Source organism: Massilia sp. 05N420, from assembly GCF_056397205.1.
The window spans coordinates 48,712-64,911 of record NZ_JBFTMX010000010.1; the positions used below are offsets into that span (position 1 = coordinate 48,712).

Below are 16,200 nucleotides of genomic sequence, written 5' to 3' on the forward strand. Positions count from 1 at the left end.
CGCTGAGTTCGATCAAGAAGCCGCGGCAGCTTTGTCACGATAGTAGCTGATGCCGGAATCGCCAAAAAAGGGAAAGCCCATCTTCGGTAAGTCCGAATCGAAGTAGGAATATTCCGCTTCGTGCTCCGGTACACGCCTCAGACACGCAACGCGCATCGCGCATCGCAATTCATTTCAGGCAAAAGGAGAAACACCATGGAACATTCGTTCATCGAGGCTGACGCAAAGCTCGAAGCAAGTCCCGCGCAGACCAGGACCCTGGACACCATGATGGAGGACATGCGGAACATGCCGGCGCCCGCTCAGAATCTTTCGGCGCAGCAGCGCATGAAGCCCTTCCTGCCGACCATGCCCGCCGCCGACTATGCGGAGATGAAGGCCAGGCTGCAGGAAGCGGGGGCGACGGCCGACAAGCCCGCCGATGTGCACACCGCGCTGCATGCCGAAGCGCAGCCGCGCGTCCCGATCGTGCTGGTCGGGCCGAATTTCCAGGGCGCCTCGAATGTCGACGGGCTCACGCCGCCCGACACCCATGGCGCGATCGGACGCGAGCATTTCGTCGAGGTCACCAATTCGCACATCGACATCTATGCGCGGGATAACCCGACCCAGCGCACCAGCATTTCGCTGGCGTCCTTCTTCGGCTACACCGCCCAGATCCTGTTCGATCCGCGCGCGGTGTACGACACCACCTGGAACCGCTGGATCGTGACCGCCGTCGCCTTCCAGGAGTCGGCCACGCGCCAGCTGTATTTCATCGCCGTCTCGACCTCGTCGAATGCGGCGGGTCCGTATTTCATCTATGGACTGAACGTCATCTTCGCCGCCGGCGACTTCTGGGATTATCCACAGCTCGGCATGGACCAGGATTCGATCATCCTGACGGCGAATATCTTCGCCGCCTCCGGCGGCTTCCGCGGCGCCGACATGTTCGCCGTCGCCAAGGCGCGCCTCTACAACGGGCTGGGCTTCGCGGTGCCCGTGTTCACCGGCCTGCGCGGCACGCTGGCGCCGCCGAACGTCCTCGACCAGAACGCGCGCACCTACCTCGTCGCGGCCGCGGGCGGCAGCGCGCTGAGCCTGTACACCCTGACCAATTCGAGCCGGCCGAACGGCATCCAGCTGAGCGGGCCGGTGAACGTAGCCGTGGCCGCGTATTCGGCGCCGCCGGACGCGCCGCAGCCCGGCACCGGCACGCTGCTCGATACCCTCGACGGCCGCTTCGTCAATGCCAGTACGCAGATGGGCAACTCCCTCTGGCAGGTGCACACGATCAACCTGGTCGGCTATGCCGCCCCCAGGTTTTACGAGATCAATACCGCCACCAACTCGATCATCCAGAGCGCCTTCTTCTTCGGCACCTCGACCTCCTACGATTTCAATGCCTCGATCGCGGCGAACGCCGGGGACGATATCTTCGTGACATGGACGATGACGGACCCGAGGAACGGCACCAATGCCCAGGTGCGCTTCTCCGGCTACGACCATAACGACGGCCTGCCGTATATCCTTGGACCGGGCACGGCGGCATTCACGAGCCCGACCTGGTACGGCGGCGGCCGCTGGGGCGATTACTCGGCGGTGACGCTCGACACCCGCAACGCCAGGCGCGCCTGGCTGGTCAACGAGTATGTGCAGAGGAACCAGGACTGGACCAGCCGCATCGTCGGCTTCGGCTTCGCTACTTAGCACCTGTGCTCAGCGGATACCGCTGTCGACAACGATGCGGACAGCGGTGTAGCGCTTCTTTTCCACGGTCACGGTCTGCGGGGGCGCCCGCGGGCCGGCCACGTCCGGCTCGGCATGCAGGACATAGGTGCCGGGCGGGAGGTCGGCCCGGAAGCGCCCGTCGGGACCGCTCCGGCATTCGGTCACCGTGCGGCCGCTCTCATCCATGATGCGGATGCCGGCCGCGTAGGGGCGATGGGTGGGTATCCCCGGCCCTTCGACCGGACTGACGGGGCGGAGGATGACTTCGCCCGCGATGCCGCTGGAGGCGTTCATGAGCTTGCCTATTGTCCCTTGACGATCTTCCAGATGCCGCTCGCGGTCAGCACATACAGCTCGCCCTGCCCGTCCCGGCCGAAGGATTGCACCTGGCCGGGCTTGACGATGTTCCAGTCGCGCTGTTCGGAGACGGCCAGGCCGGAGGCCAGGAAACTGCGCACGAAACCGGCGCAGTAATCGGAATAGAAATAGCGCCCGGCTAGCTCCGGGATCGCCGTCCCGCGGTACACGAAGCCGCCCGTGATCGCGCACGGACTGCCGGGATCGGCATGGCTGTACTCGAGCACCGGCAGCGCCAGGCCGCTGCGGTTGCAACTGGCCGCCTGGTAGCAGGTGCTGCCTTCCATGAGCTTCCATCCATAGTTCAGCCCGCCTTGCGACGCCGGCGCCAGGTCGACTTCCTCGCGCAGGTTCTGGCCGACGTCGGCGATGTAGAGCTTGTCGGCATCGAAAGCGAAACGCCAGGGGTTGCGCAGGCCGTTCGCCCAGATCTCGGGCCGCACGTCCGCCTGGCCAAGATAGGGATTGGTGGACGGGATCCGGTAGGGCAGTGCAGAGCTGGCGCCGCTCACGTCCAGGCGCAGCATCTTGCCCAGCAGCGAGCCCAGGTTCTGCGCATTGCCGTTCGGATCGCCTTCGGAACCGCCGTCGCCGGTGCCGAGGTAGAGATAGCCGTCGGGACCGAAGGCGACCAGGCCGCCGAAGTGATTGATATAGGTCGGGTGCGGGATCTGGATGATGGCGAGCGCCGACGCGGCATCCGCGCGGTTGGGATCGCCGGACACCGTGTAGCGCTCGACCACGATGTCGTGATTCGCATTCGTGCGGTAGACGTAGAAGCGGCCGTTGGTCGCATAGCCGGGATCGAAGGCCATCGACAGCAGTCCGCCCTCGCCGGCGACGTCGGTGACGCTGCGCAGGTCGAGGAAGGGCTGGGCCAGCAGGCTGCCGCCCTGCATGACCAGGATGCGGCCGGCGCGTTCGACGATGAACTGGCGCGCGTCGCCCGGCGGTGCGGTGAGGAAGGTGGGACTGGACAGGTTGGTGGCGAAGGGGGCCAGCGCCAGGGTGAGGGCGGCGGGCGGCGGTGTGGGAGGCAGCACCGGTGTGCCGCCGCCGGAGGTACCGCCACCGCCGCCGCAGGCGGTCAGCAGTAGGGACAAGGGTATAAGGATGCGCCAGGAAAGCATGGGAGCCTCCGGATCGGTCGCCAGACTCGCGTTGCCGCAGGATGAAGCAAACCTGCCACTGGCGGCGCGCGCTTGACGCCGAAAAGCGCGAAAGGGTGGTGTCCGCCTGAAAAGCGGTGCATAATATGGCGCTTGTCTTCTGTCTTATATAAGACTTGGCCATGCGGCAAAATGATCCGCCTGGCGAAAAGCTCCTCGCATCGGAGTAGATCGGTTAGGATCATCGCCTGACATCATCGCCTGATGGCGTGCGCGATCCGCGAGCCCAGACAGTTGATATCTTTTTAGTATTAGTTTCCCTTACCTTCGCGAACACCGAGGAAAAAGCGTATGAGCAGCGATTCGACCATCATCTACACCCTTACCGACGAGGCGCCCCTGCTGGCCACCCACGCCTTCCTGCCCGTCATCAGCACCTTCACCAAGCCCGCCGGCATCACCATCCAGGAAAGCGACATCTCGGTCGCTGCCCGTATCCTGGCCCAGTTCCCAGAGCGCCTGACGCCGGAACAGCGCGTGCCCGATGCCCTGAGCGAGCTGGGCAAGTTGACCCTGACGCCGGAAGTCAACATCATCAAGCTGCCGAACATCAGCGCCTCGGTAGGCCAGCTGACCGCCGCGATCAAGGAACTGCAGGGCAAGGGCTACAACCTGCCCGACTACCCGGCCGATCCGAAGACCGACGAAGAAAAAGAGATCAAGGCCAGGTACGGCAAGTGCATCGGCTCGTCCGTGAACCCGGTCCTGCGCGAAGGTAATTCCGACCGCCGCGCACCGAAGGCCGTCAAGGAATACGCCCGCAAGAACCCGCACTCGATGGGCGAATGGTCGCCGGCCTCGCGCACCCACGTGTCGCACATGACCCACGGCGACTTCTACCACGGCGAGAAGTCGATGACCCTCGACCGCGCCCGCGACGTCAAGATGGAACTGCTGACCAAGAGCGGCCAGACCATCGTGCTGAAGCCGAAGGTCTCCCTGCAGGACGGCGAGGTCATCGATTCGATGTTCATGAGCCGCAAGGCCCTGCTGGACTTCTACGAACAGCAGATCGAAGACGCGCGCAAGACCGGCGTGATGTTCTCGCTGCACGTGAAGGCGACCATGATGAAGGTCTCGCACCCGATCGTGTTCGGCCACGCCGTGCGCATCTTCTACAAGGACGCTTTCGCAAAGCACGGCGCCCTGTTCGACAGCCTGGGCGTGAACGTCAACAACGGCATGGCCGATCTGTACAACAAGATCGCCACCCTGCCGGATTCGCAGCGCGAAGAGATCATCCGCGACCTGCACGCCTGCCAGGAGCACCGTCCGGAACTGGCCATGGTCGATTCGGCCAAGGGCATCACCAACTTCCACTCGCCGAACGACGTGATCGTCGACGCGTCGATGCCGGCCATGATCCGTGCCGGCGGCAAGATGTACGGCGCCGACGGCCGCCTGAAGGAAGTCAAGGCCGTGCTGCCGGAATCGACCTTCGCCCGTATCTACCAGGAGATCATCAACTTCTGCAAATGGCATGGCGCCTTCGATCCGAAGACCATGGGCACCGTTCCGAACGTGGGCCTGATGGCGCAGCAGGCCGAGGAATACGGCTCGCACGACAAGACCTTCGAGATTCAGGAAGACGGCGTCGCCAACATCACCGACCTCGCCACCGGCGAAGTCCTGATGTCGCAGAACGTCGAGAAGGGCGACATCTGGCGCATGTGCCAGGTGAAGGACGCACCGATCCGCGACTGGGTCAAGCTGGCCGTCACCCGCGCCCGCAACTCCGGCATGCCGGCCGTGTTCTGGCTGGACCCGTACCGCCCGCACGAGAATGAACTGATCAAGAAGGTCAAGACCTACCTGAAGGATCACGACACCACCGGCCTGGACATCCAGATCATGTCGCAGGTGCGCGCGATGCGCTACACCCTGGAGCGCGTGGCCCGCGGCCTGGACACCATCTCGGTGACCGGCAACATCCTGCGCGACTACCTGACCGACCTGTTCCCGATCCTGGAACTGGGCACCAGCGCCAAGATGCTGTCGATCGTTCCGCTGATGGCGGGCGGCGGCATGTACGAAACCGGCGCCGGCGGCTCGGCACCGAAGCACGTGCAGCAGCTGACCGAAGAAAACCACCTGCGCTGGGATTCGCTGGGCGAGTTCCTGGCACTGGCGGTGAGCCTGGAAGACATGGGCATCAAGACCGGCAACGCGAAAGCCAAACTGCTGGCCAAGACCCTGGACGCCGCCACCGGCAAGCTGCTGGACAACCGCAAGTCGCCGTCGCCGAAGACCGGTGAACTCGACAACCGCGGCAGCCAGTTCTACCTGTCGCTGTACTGGGCCCAGGAACTGGCGCAGCAAGCCGAGGATGCCGAGCTGGCCGCCTTCTTCGCGCCGCTGGCCGAGACCCTGGCCGAGAACGAGCAGAAGATCGTGGCCGAGCTGCTGGAAATCCAGGGCAAGCCGGTCGACATCGGCGGCTACTACCAGCCGGACAACGCCAAGGTGAAAGCCGTGATGCGTCCGAGCGCGACCYTCAACCAGGCACTGGCTTCGGCTGCCTGATAGAAGCAGGTTCTCCACGGAGGACCGGGCCCTTGAATACCTTAGGGCCGCGCTCTTGAATCCGTCGTCCCCGCGCAGGCGGGGATCCAAGTTTTGTTCGCGCTATGAAAGCGCTTGCAAACTTGGGTCCCCTCCTCCGCGGGGACGACGCTTTTTTGGGGATGAACACATGATGATCGGTGCAGGACTCGGGCAGGTGCTGGCGCTGGCGGACGGCGCGCCGCATGCCGAGGCCATCGCCGGCGTGGGCCTGGCCGGCGAGCGCCATGCCGATCCGCTGTCGCCGCGCCAGGTGCTGCTGGCCGGCGCCCCGGCCTATGCCGATTTCAAACTGCCCGCGCAGGCGCTGGGCGAGAACCTGCTGGTCGACTTCGACACTTCGCAGCTGGTCTCCGGCAGTGTGCTGCGCATCGGCGACGAGATCCTGCTGCGGCTGATGTTCCAGTGCGAAGCCTGCGGCCACCTCGATGCCTTCCAGGCCGGCGTGGCGGCGCGGATCGGCCCGCGCCGCGACGTGCTGGCGCGCGTGCTGGCCGGCGGCGTCATCCGGCCCGGCGACCGCATCCGCGACCTGGGCCGCATGCTGCCGGCCTGGGATGAGGACTGGCGCCTGCGGGTGGCCCGAGTGCTGCGCGCCGTGCCGGACGGGATGGTGCTGAGCCATGCCAGGCTGGCGCGCCTGGCCGGGGTACAGTCGAGCTACTGCCGCGCCTTCCCGCGCCTGGCCGCAAATCTGGGCCTTGCCGGCAAGGCGGTGTCGGGCCAGGCCGCGGCAGGCCTGCGCTGCTGGGATGGGGAAGGCCTGTTCGACGACGAGGGCGGCTACAGCGAATTCAGTTCGTAACGCACGTCGCGGCGGTCCGCGTGCTGGGGACCGTCGACCAGATAGGCATCCCAGCCCAGGCGGCCGATATGGGTGCCATCCCGCAGGGTGACCTCGCGCACGTCGGCCGCGCGCAGCACCAGTTCCACTTCGTATTCGAGGGTCACGCCGGTGAACAGGGTCAGCAGGGAGTGCAGGGCTTTCGCCGCCAGGCCACCGGGCAGGAAGGCGCCGAAGCTGGCGCGGTCCAGCGGTCCGATCACGAGGCGCAGGCGCAGGTCGCGCTGCCACACGCGCACGCCCGCCATCGCACCGGCGCCCAGCACGGCGGTGGCCTGGCCGAGGATGGTCTGCTGCGCGGGCGGCACCTCGTACCATTGGCCGACGAACTGTTCGGCCGCCACCGGCTGGCCGAAGTATTCGCTCAGCACGCGCGCGAGCTGGCTGCTGGAGGCCGGCCGGTGCCGGATCGCGGCGGCGAAGTAGCCGACCGATTCGTCGAGCACCGCGCCGTTGTGTCCTTGCGCCAGGCGCTGGCGCAGCGCGGCATTGCCGAAGCCGGCCAGCCCGAGCAGCAGGGGCAGGAAGCTGTCCCTGCCCTCGAGCTGGTACTTGAAGGGCAGCCGGTATTTGCGCCAGGCTTCGTAGAACAGGGCCAGCGAGCGGTTCGAGAAGGTGTCGAGGAAGGCGCGCGGGCCTTCGTCCTTGTGGCGCTGCTCGTGCTCGGCGATGCGTTCGTTGTAGTGGGCCGGCAGCACGCCGTTGCAGCCCAACAGGCCCATGAAGGCGGGCGTGAGGTGGACGTGGCGCAGGCTTTCGTCGTCGTGGGTCTCGAGGTGGATGGCTTCGAGCTGGCTGGCCGGGAAGCCGTGCGAGGTCGAATTCCGGAAGCGCAGCACCTGCGCCACCGGGTCAAGCCGGGACTGGCGCTGGCGCCTGAGCCAGAGCTCGAGCAGGCGCACCGCCTGGAAGTATTCGAAGCGCCAGGGTTCCTTGAACAGGCGCTCGATTACAGCAGGCTCGAATCGCCGCTTCTTGGCGAACATGCGAGTAGCTCCTCTCCGGTCTTGTGCGAGACGATGGTCAGCCTGGTAAAGCTGTTGGCGTGGACGTAGAGGGCCAGGAAGCGCTCGATCAGGTGGGCGAAGGCGTGGATGCCGCTGCCGACGAAGGCTTCCTCGTCGATGGTCAGGCGCACCTCGACCCCGCGCACCAGGCAGGTGAACGGATTCCCCGGCAGCCAGGCGCTGGCGGCCTTTTGTTCGATGCCATTGATGCCGGCGATCTGGCGCTGCGAAGAGGCCGAGCGCGGCAGGTCGTACAGGGCCAGCATCTCGCGGAAGGCGTCGATGCCGTCCGAGGTCAGCGACAGGTGGTTCAGCGACAGGTGGGAGATCAGGCGCCAGTGGGTGCCGCGTCCGTGCTCGAAGCGCCAGGAATTGGTGGGCTTGCGCAGGAAAACGATCGACTTCACGCTGGATCCGCCTTCGAGGAACAGGTCGCCGCCGCGCTGGCCGTAGGCGAGCTGGGAAGGCAGGTCGCGGTTGGTGCAGATGAGTTCGAGGTTCAGCGTGTCGGTCTCCACCGCGGCGGGATCGAAGTCGACGTCGACGATCGTGATCTGGGTCTCGAAGCCCGGGCTTCTGTCGCGCAGGGTCTCGTCGCGCCGCAGGGCCCAGTAATGGCCGCCGATCGAAGGCGCCTGCGCATGCTTGAGCGAATAGAAGGGCTGGTATTCGATGATGGATTCGCCCTGCGGCGTCTGGCGCACCAGCGAGACCGACTCGATCGTCTGCACCTCGTAGGCGAAGGCGCGGCGCCCATCGGCCAGCACCGGATAGCTGGCGCTGGCATGGGTCAGGCGGATCGGCTCTCCCTTCTGGCGGAACAGGTTGACCACCGGGGTGCAGCCGAGCAGCACGTTGTTCGTCGACAGCGTCTCCAGCATGCGCGCGGTGTTCGAATCGGCGCGCAGGCCGGACAGCGCCAGGTGCAGGGTGAGCGTCCTGCTCCCCGCCGGCAGCGCGCCCGCCAGCGCGGCGAGGTCGATGTCGAAGAAGTTGAATTTTTCGGGGAAGCAGAAGTACTCGGTCAGCAGCCGGTAGGCGGGATGGGAACGCGCCGGAAAGTCGATCAGGGCATCGTCGTCGTCGAAGCCGGCGGCATGGATCGGGATCGCGTCCAGCGGCACCCAGCGTCCGCTGCGGTCGGCTTCGGCCCAGGCGCCGACGGTGCGCATGAACAGCGCATCGCGCAGGGCCGCGCAGAACGAAGGCTCGCCGTCGATGAACACGCGCAGCCGCGCCAGCTGCAACTGGCCGGGCGCCTGCTCGCCGGTTGCGGCGATGCTGAGCTTGAGGCCGGCGCCGGCGCCGCCCGGCAGCCTTACCGCTTCCGGGCAGCGGATGATGGCGGAAAACGATGCCTCGGCGAGTTCCAGCGGCGCCACGCAGACCGGGTAGACGGTGCGGAAGGTGCAGGCGGCGCCGCGCACCGGCCGGGTATTCAGCTGGGTGCCGCGCGGGATGATGCTGGCGCCGGTCTGCTGCGCGGCGGCGGCGGCGACGTCCATGCGCGCGATCGAGCACGAGGGGAAGGGCCGCAGGTAGTGCGGATACAGTACCTCGAACAGCGCCTCGGTGAACTCGGGATAATCGTCGTCGAGGCGCTTGGCGATGCGCGCGTTGAGCAGCGCGAAGGACTCGATCATGCGCTCGATGTGCGGGTCCTCGCATACCTCGCCGCTGATCAGGAGGCGGCCGGCGATCTTCGGATAGCGTTCCGCGAAGTCGCGCAGGTTGCGGCGCAGGTAACCGAGCTCGCGCTCGTAATACGGCAGTAGCAGTTCCACCTCAGGCTCCCACCGGCGCGGGCGCGGACGGCGCCGCCACCGCCGTCCGTCCTGCCTTGCTGATGCTGTACTGGAGCGTGGAGCGCTGCAGCACGGCGTCGAAGTTGACCGGCTCCTGCGAGCTGCTGGCCACCAGCAGCGCCGTGATCGAGAAATTCAGGCGGTTCACCGCGCCCTCCCTGATCTCGAGCGAGGCTTTCACGTTGCGCAGGCGCGGTTCGTGGCGCCCGATGACCTGTTCCAGGCAGGTGCAGATATGGGCGCGGTCGGTGGGGCTGGACAGCGAGCGGTCGGCGAAGTCGCTCAGGCCGTAGTTCAGGATCGAATTGCTGCATTCGGGGTAGTCCTCGAGCAGCGCTTCCGGGATCACGGCACGGGTGTTCAGCAGGGCCTCGAGGTCGCGCGCGACCGCATCCTTCAAGTCCTCGGCCGAGATCCGCGACACCGTGGCGCTGCCGGCGCCACGCGTCGGCACACCGAGCAGGCGGTCGAATAAACCAGGCGTGAAACCCTTCATCGGCATCCCCTCGCGTGATCCAGCCGAGAGTCTTACATAGACGCCGCCGAAAAAATAGTTCAGTTGGGAAGGCGCTACCAAAACATTGAGCGGGAGCAAGACCCAACCGGGTTCCCGTAAAAAGGGCGCCACGAAAAAGCTATGGTTGTGGACTCGACAGGAGGGAACGCGACATGAACAGCAAGGTACTTTGGGGCGAGGGCCTGCTGCTGCGTCCGCAGCACTTCCAGCGCCAGGACCAATACCACGAACACCGTCTCTACAAGAGCATCGATGCCGTTCATCCCTATGCCTGGGGCGTGGAGCGGCTGGAAGTCGACCGCGATGCCCTTGGCAGCAACGTGCTGCGCATCCTGGCGCTGGCGCTGCGCTTCCAGGACGGCGAACTGGTCGACGCGCCGGGGCCCGACGAGCTGCCGCCCACGGTCGACCTGAACCTGCTGCAGTCCCGCCACAACCAGCAGAGCGTGACCTATTACGCCGCCCTGCCGGGACTGAAACCCTTCAGCGGCAACTTCGTTCCGCCCGGCGAGGACAGCACCACGGCCCGCTTCGTGCAGGCGAACCAGGAGACGCCCGACCTCTACACCCAGGCCTCCCCGGCCCAGCTGGCCTACCTGAAGAAGACGGTGCGCCTGGTGGCCGAGTTCGAGCCGCGCGATGCCTATACCTGTTTCCCGCTGCTGCGCCTGCGCCGCGCCGCCGCCGGCGGCTTCGAACTCGATCCGGGCTTCGTGCCGCCCAGCCTGTCGGTCGGCGCCGCGCCGATCCTGCACCTGCAGCTGCGCCGCCTGCTGGACGCGCTGCAGGCCAAGGTCAGCGCCCTGTACGGCCACCACCGCGAGCCGAGCCGCAACGTGATCGAGTTCCGCTCCGGCGACATGTCCTCGTTCTGGCTGCTGCACACGACCAGCACGGCCTGCGCGGCGCTGACCCACTATCTGCACCACCCGGACCTGCATCCCGAGCGCCTGTACGAGCAGCTGCTCGCCACCGCCGGCTCCCTGATGACCTTCTCGAAGAGCTGGACCTTGGCCGACCTGCCGCCCTACCAGCATGCGGATCCCGGCCCGGCCTTCCTGAAGCTCCACCAGATCGTGCGCGAGCTGCTCGATACCGTGATCTCGTCGAAGTACTTCGCCATCGTCCTCAGCGAGGTGCGGCCCAGCTACCACCACGGCATGCTCGACTCGGGCAAGATCGACGACAAGACCACCTTCTATATCGCCGTCTCGGCCGACATCCCGGCGCTGGAGCTGGTCGATACGGTGCCGCTGCGCTTCAAGGTCGGCGCTCCCGACGACGTCGAGAAATGCGTGCTGTCCGCCCTGCCCGGCGTGCGCCTGCAGTACGCGCCCCAGCTGCCGGCAGCGGTACCGGTGCGCCCCGACACCTGCTACTTCGTGCTCGAATCCAAAGGGCAGATGGTCGAGCGCATGCTGCAGGCGCAGTCGGTGTCGATCTACGTGCCGTCGGGGATGAAGGAGCTCAAGCTCGAACTGCTGGCGGTGGCGGCCTGAGATGGGTAGCGTCTTCGGCGAAGGACTGAGCCAGCACGCGCGGCTCATCACGCTTGCGAGCGCACAGGATGGCGATCTGCCCGAATCGCTGGTGGTGGAGCGCTTCACGGGCCGTGAGGGCGTCAACGAACTGTTCTGCTTCGACATCGATGCGCTGAGCGTGTCGGCCGATCTCGAACTGTCGCCCTTCATCGGCGAATCACTCAGCGTGGCGATCCTGAAGCCGGACGGCAGCCGGCGCGCCTGGCACGGCCTGTGCACCCAGGCTTCATGGACGGGCGCGGATGGCGGCATGGCGCGCTACCGCCTGCGGCTGGAGCCGGCGCTGTCCCTGCTGGCGCTGCGCCGCGACAGCTACATCTTCCAGGACAAGAACGCGCGCGACATCGTCACCGAACTGCTGACGGATTATCCACAGCTGCGCTTCGACTTCGACCTGACGCAGCCGCTGTCCACGCGCCCGGTCTGCACCCAGTACCGCGAGAGCGATCTCGCCTTCTTCATGCGGGTACTGGCCTCGGAGGGCCTGAGCTGGCGCTTCGAGCACGACCAGGATGGACACCGCCTGCTCATCTTCGACGGCAAGGCGCCGGCGCCCGCCACGCCGGGCGGCGACACCATCCGCTTCCACGGCGTGCGCGCCACCGAGCAGGACGACAGCATCGACGTCTTCGGCGCGCGGCGCCAGGTCGCGGCCAATGGCGTCGCCATCAGCAGCTGGGCTCCGTCGCAGCTGATGGCGCCGGGCGCGGAGCAGCAGTCCCACCTGGATGCCGGCGAGCTGCCCGGGATGGCGATCTATGACGGCAGCGGCGAGCGCATCGCAGCCAGCAGCGACGAAGCCGGCCGGCACTGCCGGCTGATGCTGCAGGCGCTGGAGCTGGACAACAAGCGTTTCGAAGGCGCGGGCTCGGTGCGCCGGCTGGCGGCCGGGTACGCGTTCAACCTGAGCCAGCACGAGCGCTATCCGGAGGGAGAGAACGCCTTCGTCGTGCTGTGGGTGCGCCATCAGGCGCGCAACAACCTGCGGCCGGCCGGTATCGACGGCATCTACCGCAATACCTTCGCATGCGTGCGCGACGTGGCCGCCATCATCCCGGATGCGGTGACCGCGCCGCAGCCGTGCACCGCACCCGGACCGCAGACGGCGCTGGTGGTCGGCCTGCCCGATGCGGTGGCGACCACCACGCGCGACCACCAGGTGAGGATCCAGTTTCCCTGGCAGCGCGGGCGCAATCCGAACCCCGGCGGCCTGGCCCACAACAGCGACCCCGAAGGCTGCGCCCCCGGCGACGACAGCTCGGGCACCTGGGTGCGCGTGGCGGAAGCGCTGGCGGGGCCCAACTGGGGCACGCAGTTCACGCCGCGCATCGGCACCGAAGTGCTGGTCGACTTCATCGAAGGCGACATCGACCGCCCCGTGATCGTCGCCCAGCTCTACACCGGATCGGACCCGCCGCCGTTCGCGGCCGGCGTCGATTCCGGCATCAAGCATGCGGGCGTGCTGTCCGGGATCCACACCCATAACTTCGACGGCGGCGGCTGGAACCAGTGGCAGCTCGACGACACGCAGGGCCAGCTGCGCATGCGCCTGGCCACCAGCAGTGCGGCGACCCAGCTGAACCTCGGCTACCTGGTCGACCAGCCGCCCGGCTCGGCCCAGCGCGGACGCTTTCGCGGCAGCGGCTTCGAACTGCGCACCGATGCCTGGGCCGTCCTGCGCGGCGGCGAAGGCGTGCTGCTGTCGACCAGTGCGCGTGCCGAGGGCGCGTCGACCCAGATGGATGCGGCAGAGGCGCTCTCGCTGTTCAAGGGCGCGCGTTCGCTGAACGATGCGATGGCCGGCGCGGCCTCCCAGCAGCAGGCCTTGTTCAGCAAGGAGGCGGCGCAGGCGCAGGCGGACTTCAACGAGCAGATCGATCCGCAGGCGAAGGGCAGGTATGCCGGCGCGGTCGGCGGACAGCCGGCCTTGAAAGCACAAGCGGGCATGCGCGAGCTGGATGCGGAGCAGCCGGTGGAAAAGTTCGGCGCGGCGATCGTGCTGATGGATGCGGCCGCCGGCATCAACTGGGCGACGCCTGCCTCCACCGTCATCTACGCCGGACAGCAGCTGCACTGGACCACGCAATCGAACCTGCACATGACGGCGGCGCATACGGTGTCCTCGGTGGCCGGCCAGGCCGCAGGCCTGTTCACGCACGGCGGCGGCATCCAGGCTATCGCCGGCAACGGGCCGGTGTCGCTGCAGGCGCATACGGACCAGCTGGAGATCCTGGCGGAAGGGGCGGTGACGGTCATTTCCGTCAACGACGGCATCGAGATCAAGGCCAGGGACAAGATCGTGCTGCAGGCGGGGCCGGCGACGGTGACGCTGGCGGGTGGGGATATTACGTTTGCCTGCCCAGGGAAGTTCAGTGTGAAGGGTGGGCAGCATTTGTTTGAGGGCGGGGAGAGTGCGCCTGCGGTGCTGGCGCCTCTCCCTGGCGGCAAAGCGTAGGTATTCGGATGCGGGTTCCGTTGTGCCGGCAGCTTCAGGGATTAATCGGTTTTCGTCAGCTCGAGGCCATCGACGACCATTTTCCACTGCACGCCGTCTTGATACGGCGGTTTGCTTACGACGAAAGTCGTCGCCATGGGGCCCAACCCTACTTCGAAATTGTCTCCGTTGAACCCTTTTAGTGGGCCATCCACTGAGGTCGTGCCACCGTCCTTTAAACGTTTGTACTTGACGGAGCCGTCTTGCGTAATCAGCAGATACATCGCCTTTTCTTGCCACTCGCCGACATACAAGAATTTTTCTTTTGGAACTGGTTTTCCGCAGCCGGCCAAGGAACCCAGCAGGGGAAGTAACAGCAGCAATTTTGGATATTTCATGTGCGCCTCCATGCAGGTGATCGGGGTTTTTCAACAGGGACCAAGGCTTGCCAAGATATAGCAGCGCTAAATTCGATACTTGCGCGACGTCATGGCGATTGCCACGAGTCACTATTAAATGTGGAATGTTTTGAGAGGAGATTCATATGGCAAGACCATTGATCAGATTCGGTGACAAGATCTCCCACGGCGGCAGCGTCATCGAAGCCTCGCCATACAGCGATATCGATGGCGTCGGCATCGCCCGCATGGGTGACAAGGTCAATTGTTCAAAGCATGGCACGGTCACGATCGCCAGCGGAGACACGACCTTGATCGTCGACGGCAAGCCGGCCGCGCGCGACGGCGACAAGACTTCTTGCGGCGCTGTCCTGATCGCAGGTCAGCAAACCACCATCGACAAGATCTGAGCGCGACGATGTCCACACATCCTGCCCTGCCAGCCGGTGAGCGCGTTCTACCTTCCTGGCTCAAATCCCTTTTTCTGACTACATTTATCGTTGTCGCCTGCTGGGGAAGCGCGATCGTTTACTGGCGCACGACCAAAGCGAACCCGGCAACGGGTGAGTTGCTGCTCTACCTGCTCGGCTTGCCGGCCTGCCTGGTGCTGATTGGCTTCATTGGCCAAAAGCTGATTGCCCGACCGGTCGCCGCGCCAGCCGCTAGCGCCGTCTCCACGCCAGCAAAAGCATCGGCTGCACCGTCGCAAACCCGTCCGCTGGCCATATTGGCGGCTTCGCTGCGGTTGCCGCATGGCGCATCACCCGACGAATTGGCCTCGGCCATCACCGATAACAAGGCGCGCGCCGATCTCGACAGGGAATTGGTCGATGAGGATGGTTTTCCCATCATGGCGGCGCGCTGCAATCACGCCGTGGACGAAACGCTGCAGGATGAAATCGGGGAATGGCTGGCCCTGAATGGCATGACCGGACTGCGGTTCAATGACGAGCAATGGCGTGCGTTGACGCTGGCAAGCGCCGTGGTTGCCGAACTGGCCGCACAGGCTGCGGGACCAATCCTGTACCAGGTGGATACGCAGGCAAGGCTGCAACTGATACCGTTATTGCCGGCTGAATGGGATGCCGCACAAGGTCGCGCGGCCGGCATGTGGCTCAAGCAGACCGTGGCACGCTACGGCTGGCCAAGCGACCATGTCATCGTGACGACGGAACCCCCTGCGCTTGCGGACGATGTGTCTCCGTCGGCGGTAATCAATCGGCTGGCCCACAGTGCTGGTGCAGAGAATGCGCCATTGATCGCCATGGTCGTGGCGTTTGCTTCGCATATTGGCGACGAGTCGGTAGCGCGCTGGGCGGCGAATGGTTCCCTGTTCACGTCAACACAACCTCACGGACATATTCCGGGCGAAGGCGCGGTCGGGCTTCTGATAACGGATCAGCTCAGCTTGGCCGAATCTTCGATGATTGCGGTGCTGGATGGAATCGAGGAGGCGCATCTGGATTCGTCGGCCGACGAGACCAAGCGTGTCGATTCCAGCTTGCTGGGGGAATTGTCGGAACGTGCTTTCCAACGCAGTGGGATCGATGCTTCCGATGTGGCGATGGTAATGGCCGATACTGGCCAGCGCCCGAGCCGCGTACTCGAACTGTTGGCGCTTAAAGCGGCCGGGTTACCCCGACTGGACGAAACGGATGACGTGGTCCGTGTTGGCGTCGCCAGCGGGAGATGTGGGGCGGTTCGATTTTTTGCTGCGCTGGCGTTGGGGCGGCATTTCGCGCTTGAGCGTGGTGCGCCGGTCCTTTGTGTCGGTAATGAAGATCCGTATCGCAGGATGGTTGCGCTGGTGCGATCTTCTGAACTTCCTTCCTGAGGCTCACCGATTTTTAAAGGTA

At 65.6% G+C, this 16,200-nt stretch carries 13 protein-coding genes; 7 read left to right on the forward strand and 6 right to left on the reverse strand.

What is annotated here, in order from left to right; translation table 11 throughout:
* Nucleotides 1-195 precede the first annotated feature (195 nt).
* Nucleotides 196-1,689 carry a hypothetical protein gene (locus tag AC1DIX_RS08180; RefSeq protein WP_477323447.1) on the forward strand — a complete coding sequence of 498 codons (1,494 nt, stop codon included), beginning with the start codon at nt 196-198 and terminating at the stop codon, nt 1,687-1,689.
* Between the two features lie 9 nt (nt 1,690-1,698).
* Here the strand turns inward: AC1DIX_RS08180 and AC1DIX_RS08185 are convergent, their stop codons facing one another.
* The gene (locus AC1DIX_RS08185; RefSeq protein WP_441935139.1) at nt 1,699-2,004 is read right to left on the reverse strand and encodes a hypothetical protein; all 306 of its coding nucleotides are present in this window, start codon (nt 2,002-2,004) and stop codon (nt 1,699-1,701) included.
* Nucleotides 2,005-2,012: 8 nt separating this feature from the next.
* A complete protein-coding gene (locus tag AC1DIX_RS08190) occupies nt 2,013-3,197 on the reverse strand; it encodes a PQQ-dependent sugar dehydrogenase (protein WP_477323449.1) in 1,185 nt (394 codons plus the stop codon).
* A gap of 330 nt (nt 3,198-3,527) precedes the next feature.
* On the opposite strand from AC1DIX_RS08190, the gene AC1DIX_RS08195 reads away from it, so the two are divergent.
* Nucleotides 3,528-5,759, forward strand: coding sequence for an NADP-dependent isocitrate dehydrogenase (locus tag AC1DIX_RS08195; protein WP_477323451.1), 2,232 nt, complete (start codon nt 3,528-3,530; stop codon nt 5,757-5,759).
* Between the two features lie 169 nt (nt 5,760-5,928).
* The gene (locus AC1DIX_RS08200) at nt 5,929-6,603 is read left to right on the forward strand and encodes an MOSC domain-containing protein (protein WP_477323453.1); all 675 of its coding nucleotides are present in this window, start codon (nt 5,929-5,931) and stop codon (nt 6,601-6,603) included.
* On the opposite strand, the gene tssG is transcribed toward AC1DIX_RS08200, so the two are convergent.
* The 3 genes from tssG to tssE are packed head-to-tail and all read right to left on the reverse strand — an operon-like array spanning nt 6,582 to nt 9,950.
* On the reverse strand, nt 6,582-7,628 hold the full coding sequence (gene tssG, locus AC1DIX_RS08205; RefSeq protein WP_441935143.1) for a type VI secretion system baseplate subunit TssG: 1,047 nt from the start codon (nt 7,626-7,628) through the stop codon (nt 6,582-6,584). The two genes, AC1DIX_RS08200 and tssG, sit on opposite strands and share 22 nt — an antisense overlap.
* Entirely contained in the window at nt 7,592-9,433 is a 1,842-nt protein-coding gene (gene tssF, locus AC1DIX_RS08210; RefSeq protein ID WP_477323455.1) for a type VI secretion system baseplate subunit TssF, read from the reverse strand. Before tssF ends, tssG begins: the two co-directional genes overlap by 37 nt.
* A 1-nt stretch (nt 9,434) precedes the next feature.
* Entirely contained in the window at nt 9,435-9,950 is a 516-nt protein-coding gene (gene tssE / locus AC1DIX_RS08215) for a type VI secretion system baseplate subunit TssE (RefSeq protein ID WP_477323457.1), read from the reverse strand.
* A 173-nt stretch (nt 9,951-10,123) separates the two neighbouring features.
* Here tssE and tssK point away from each other — a divergent pair, with 173 nt between their 5' ends.
* Nucleotides 10,124-11,470, forward strand: a complete 1,347-nt coding sequence (gene tssK / locus AC1DIX_RS08220) for a type VI secretion system baseplate subunit TssK (protein ID WP_477323459.1) — start codon at nt 10,124-10,126, stop codon at nt 11,468-11,470.
* Nucleotide 11,471: 1 nt separating this feature from the next.
* Nucleotides 11,472-13,967, forward strand: a complete 2,496-nt coding sequence (locus tag AC1DIX_RS08225) for a type VI secretion system Vgr family protein (protein ID WP_477323461.1) — start codon at nt 11,472-11,474, stop codon at nt 13,965-13,967.
* Nucleotides 13,968-14,008: 41 nt separating this feature from the next.
* On the opposite strand, the gene AC1DIX_RS08230 is transcribed toward AC1DIX_RS08225, so the two are convergent.
* Nucleotides 14,009-14,344 (reverse strand): hypothetical protein, encoded by a 336-nt coding sequence (locus AC1DIX_RS08230; protein ID WP_477323463.1) that lies wholly within the window; start codon nt 14,342-14,344, stop codon nt 14,009-14,011.
* Nucleotides 14,345-14,490: 146 nt separating this feature from the next.
* Here AC1DIX_RS08230 and AC1DIX_RS08235 point away from each other — a divergent pair, with 146 nt between their 5' ends.
* On the forward strand, nt 14,491-14,754 hold the full coding sequence (locus AC1DIX_RS08235; RefSeq protein ID WP_477323465.1) for a PAAR domain-containing protein: 264 nt from the start codon (nt 14,491-14,493) through the stop codon (nt 14,752-14,754).
* Between the two features lie 8 nt (nt 14,755-14,762).
* Entirely contained in the window at nt 14,763-16,178 is a 1,416-nt protein-coding gene (locus AC1DIX_RS08240) for a hypothetical protein (RefSeq protein ID WP_477323467.1), read from the forward strand.
* The last annotated feature ends 22 nt before the right edge of the window (nt 16,179-16,200 follow it).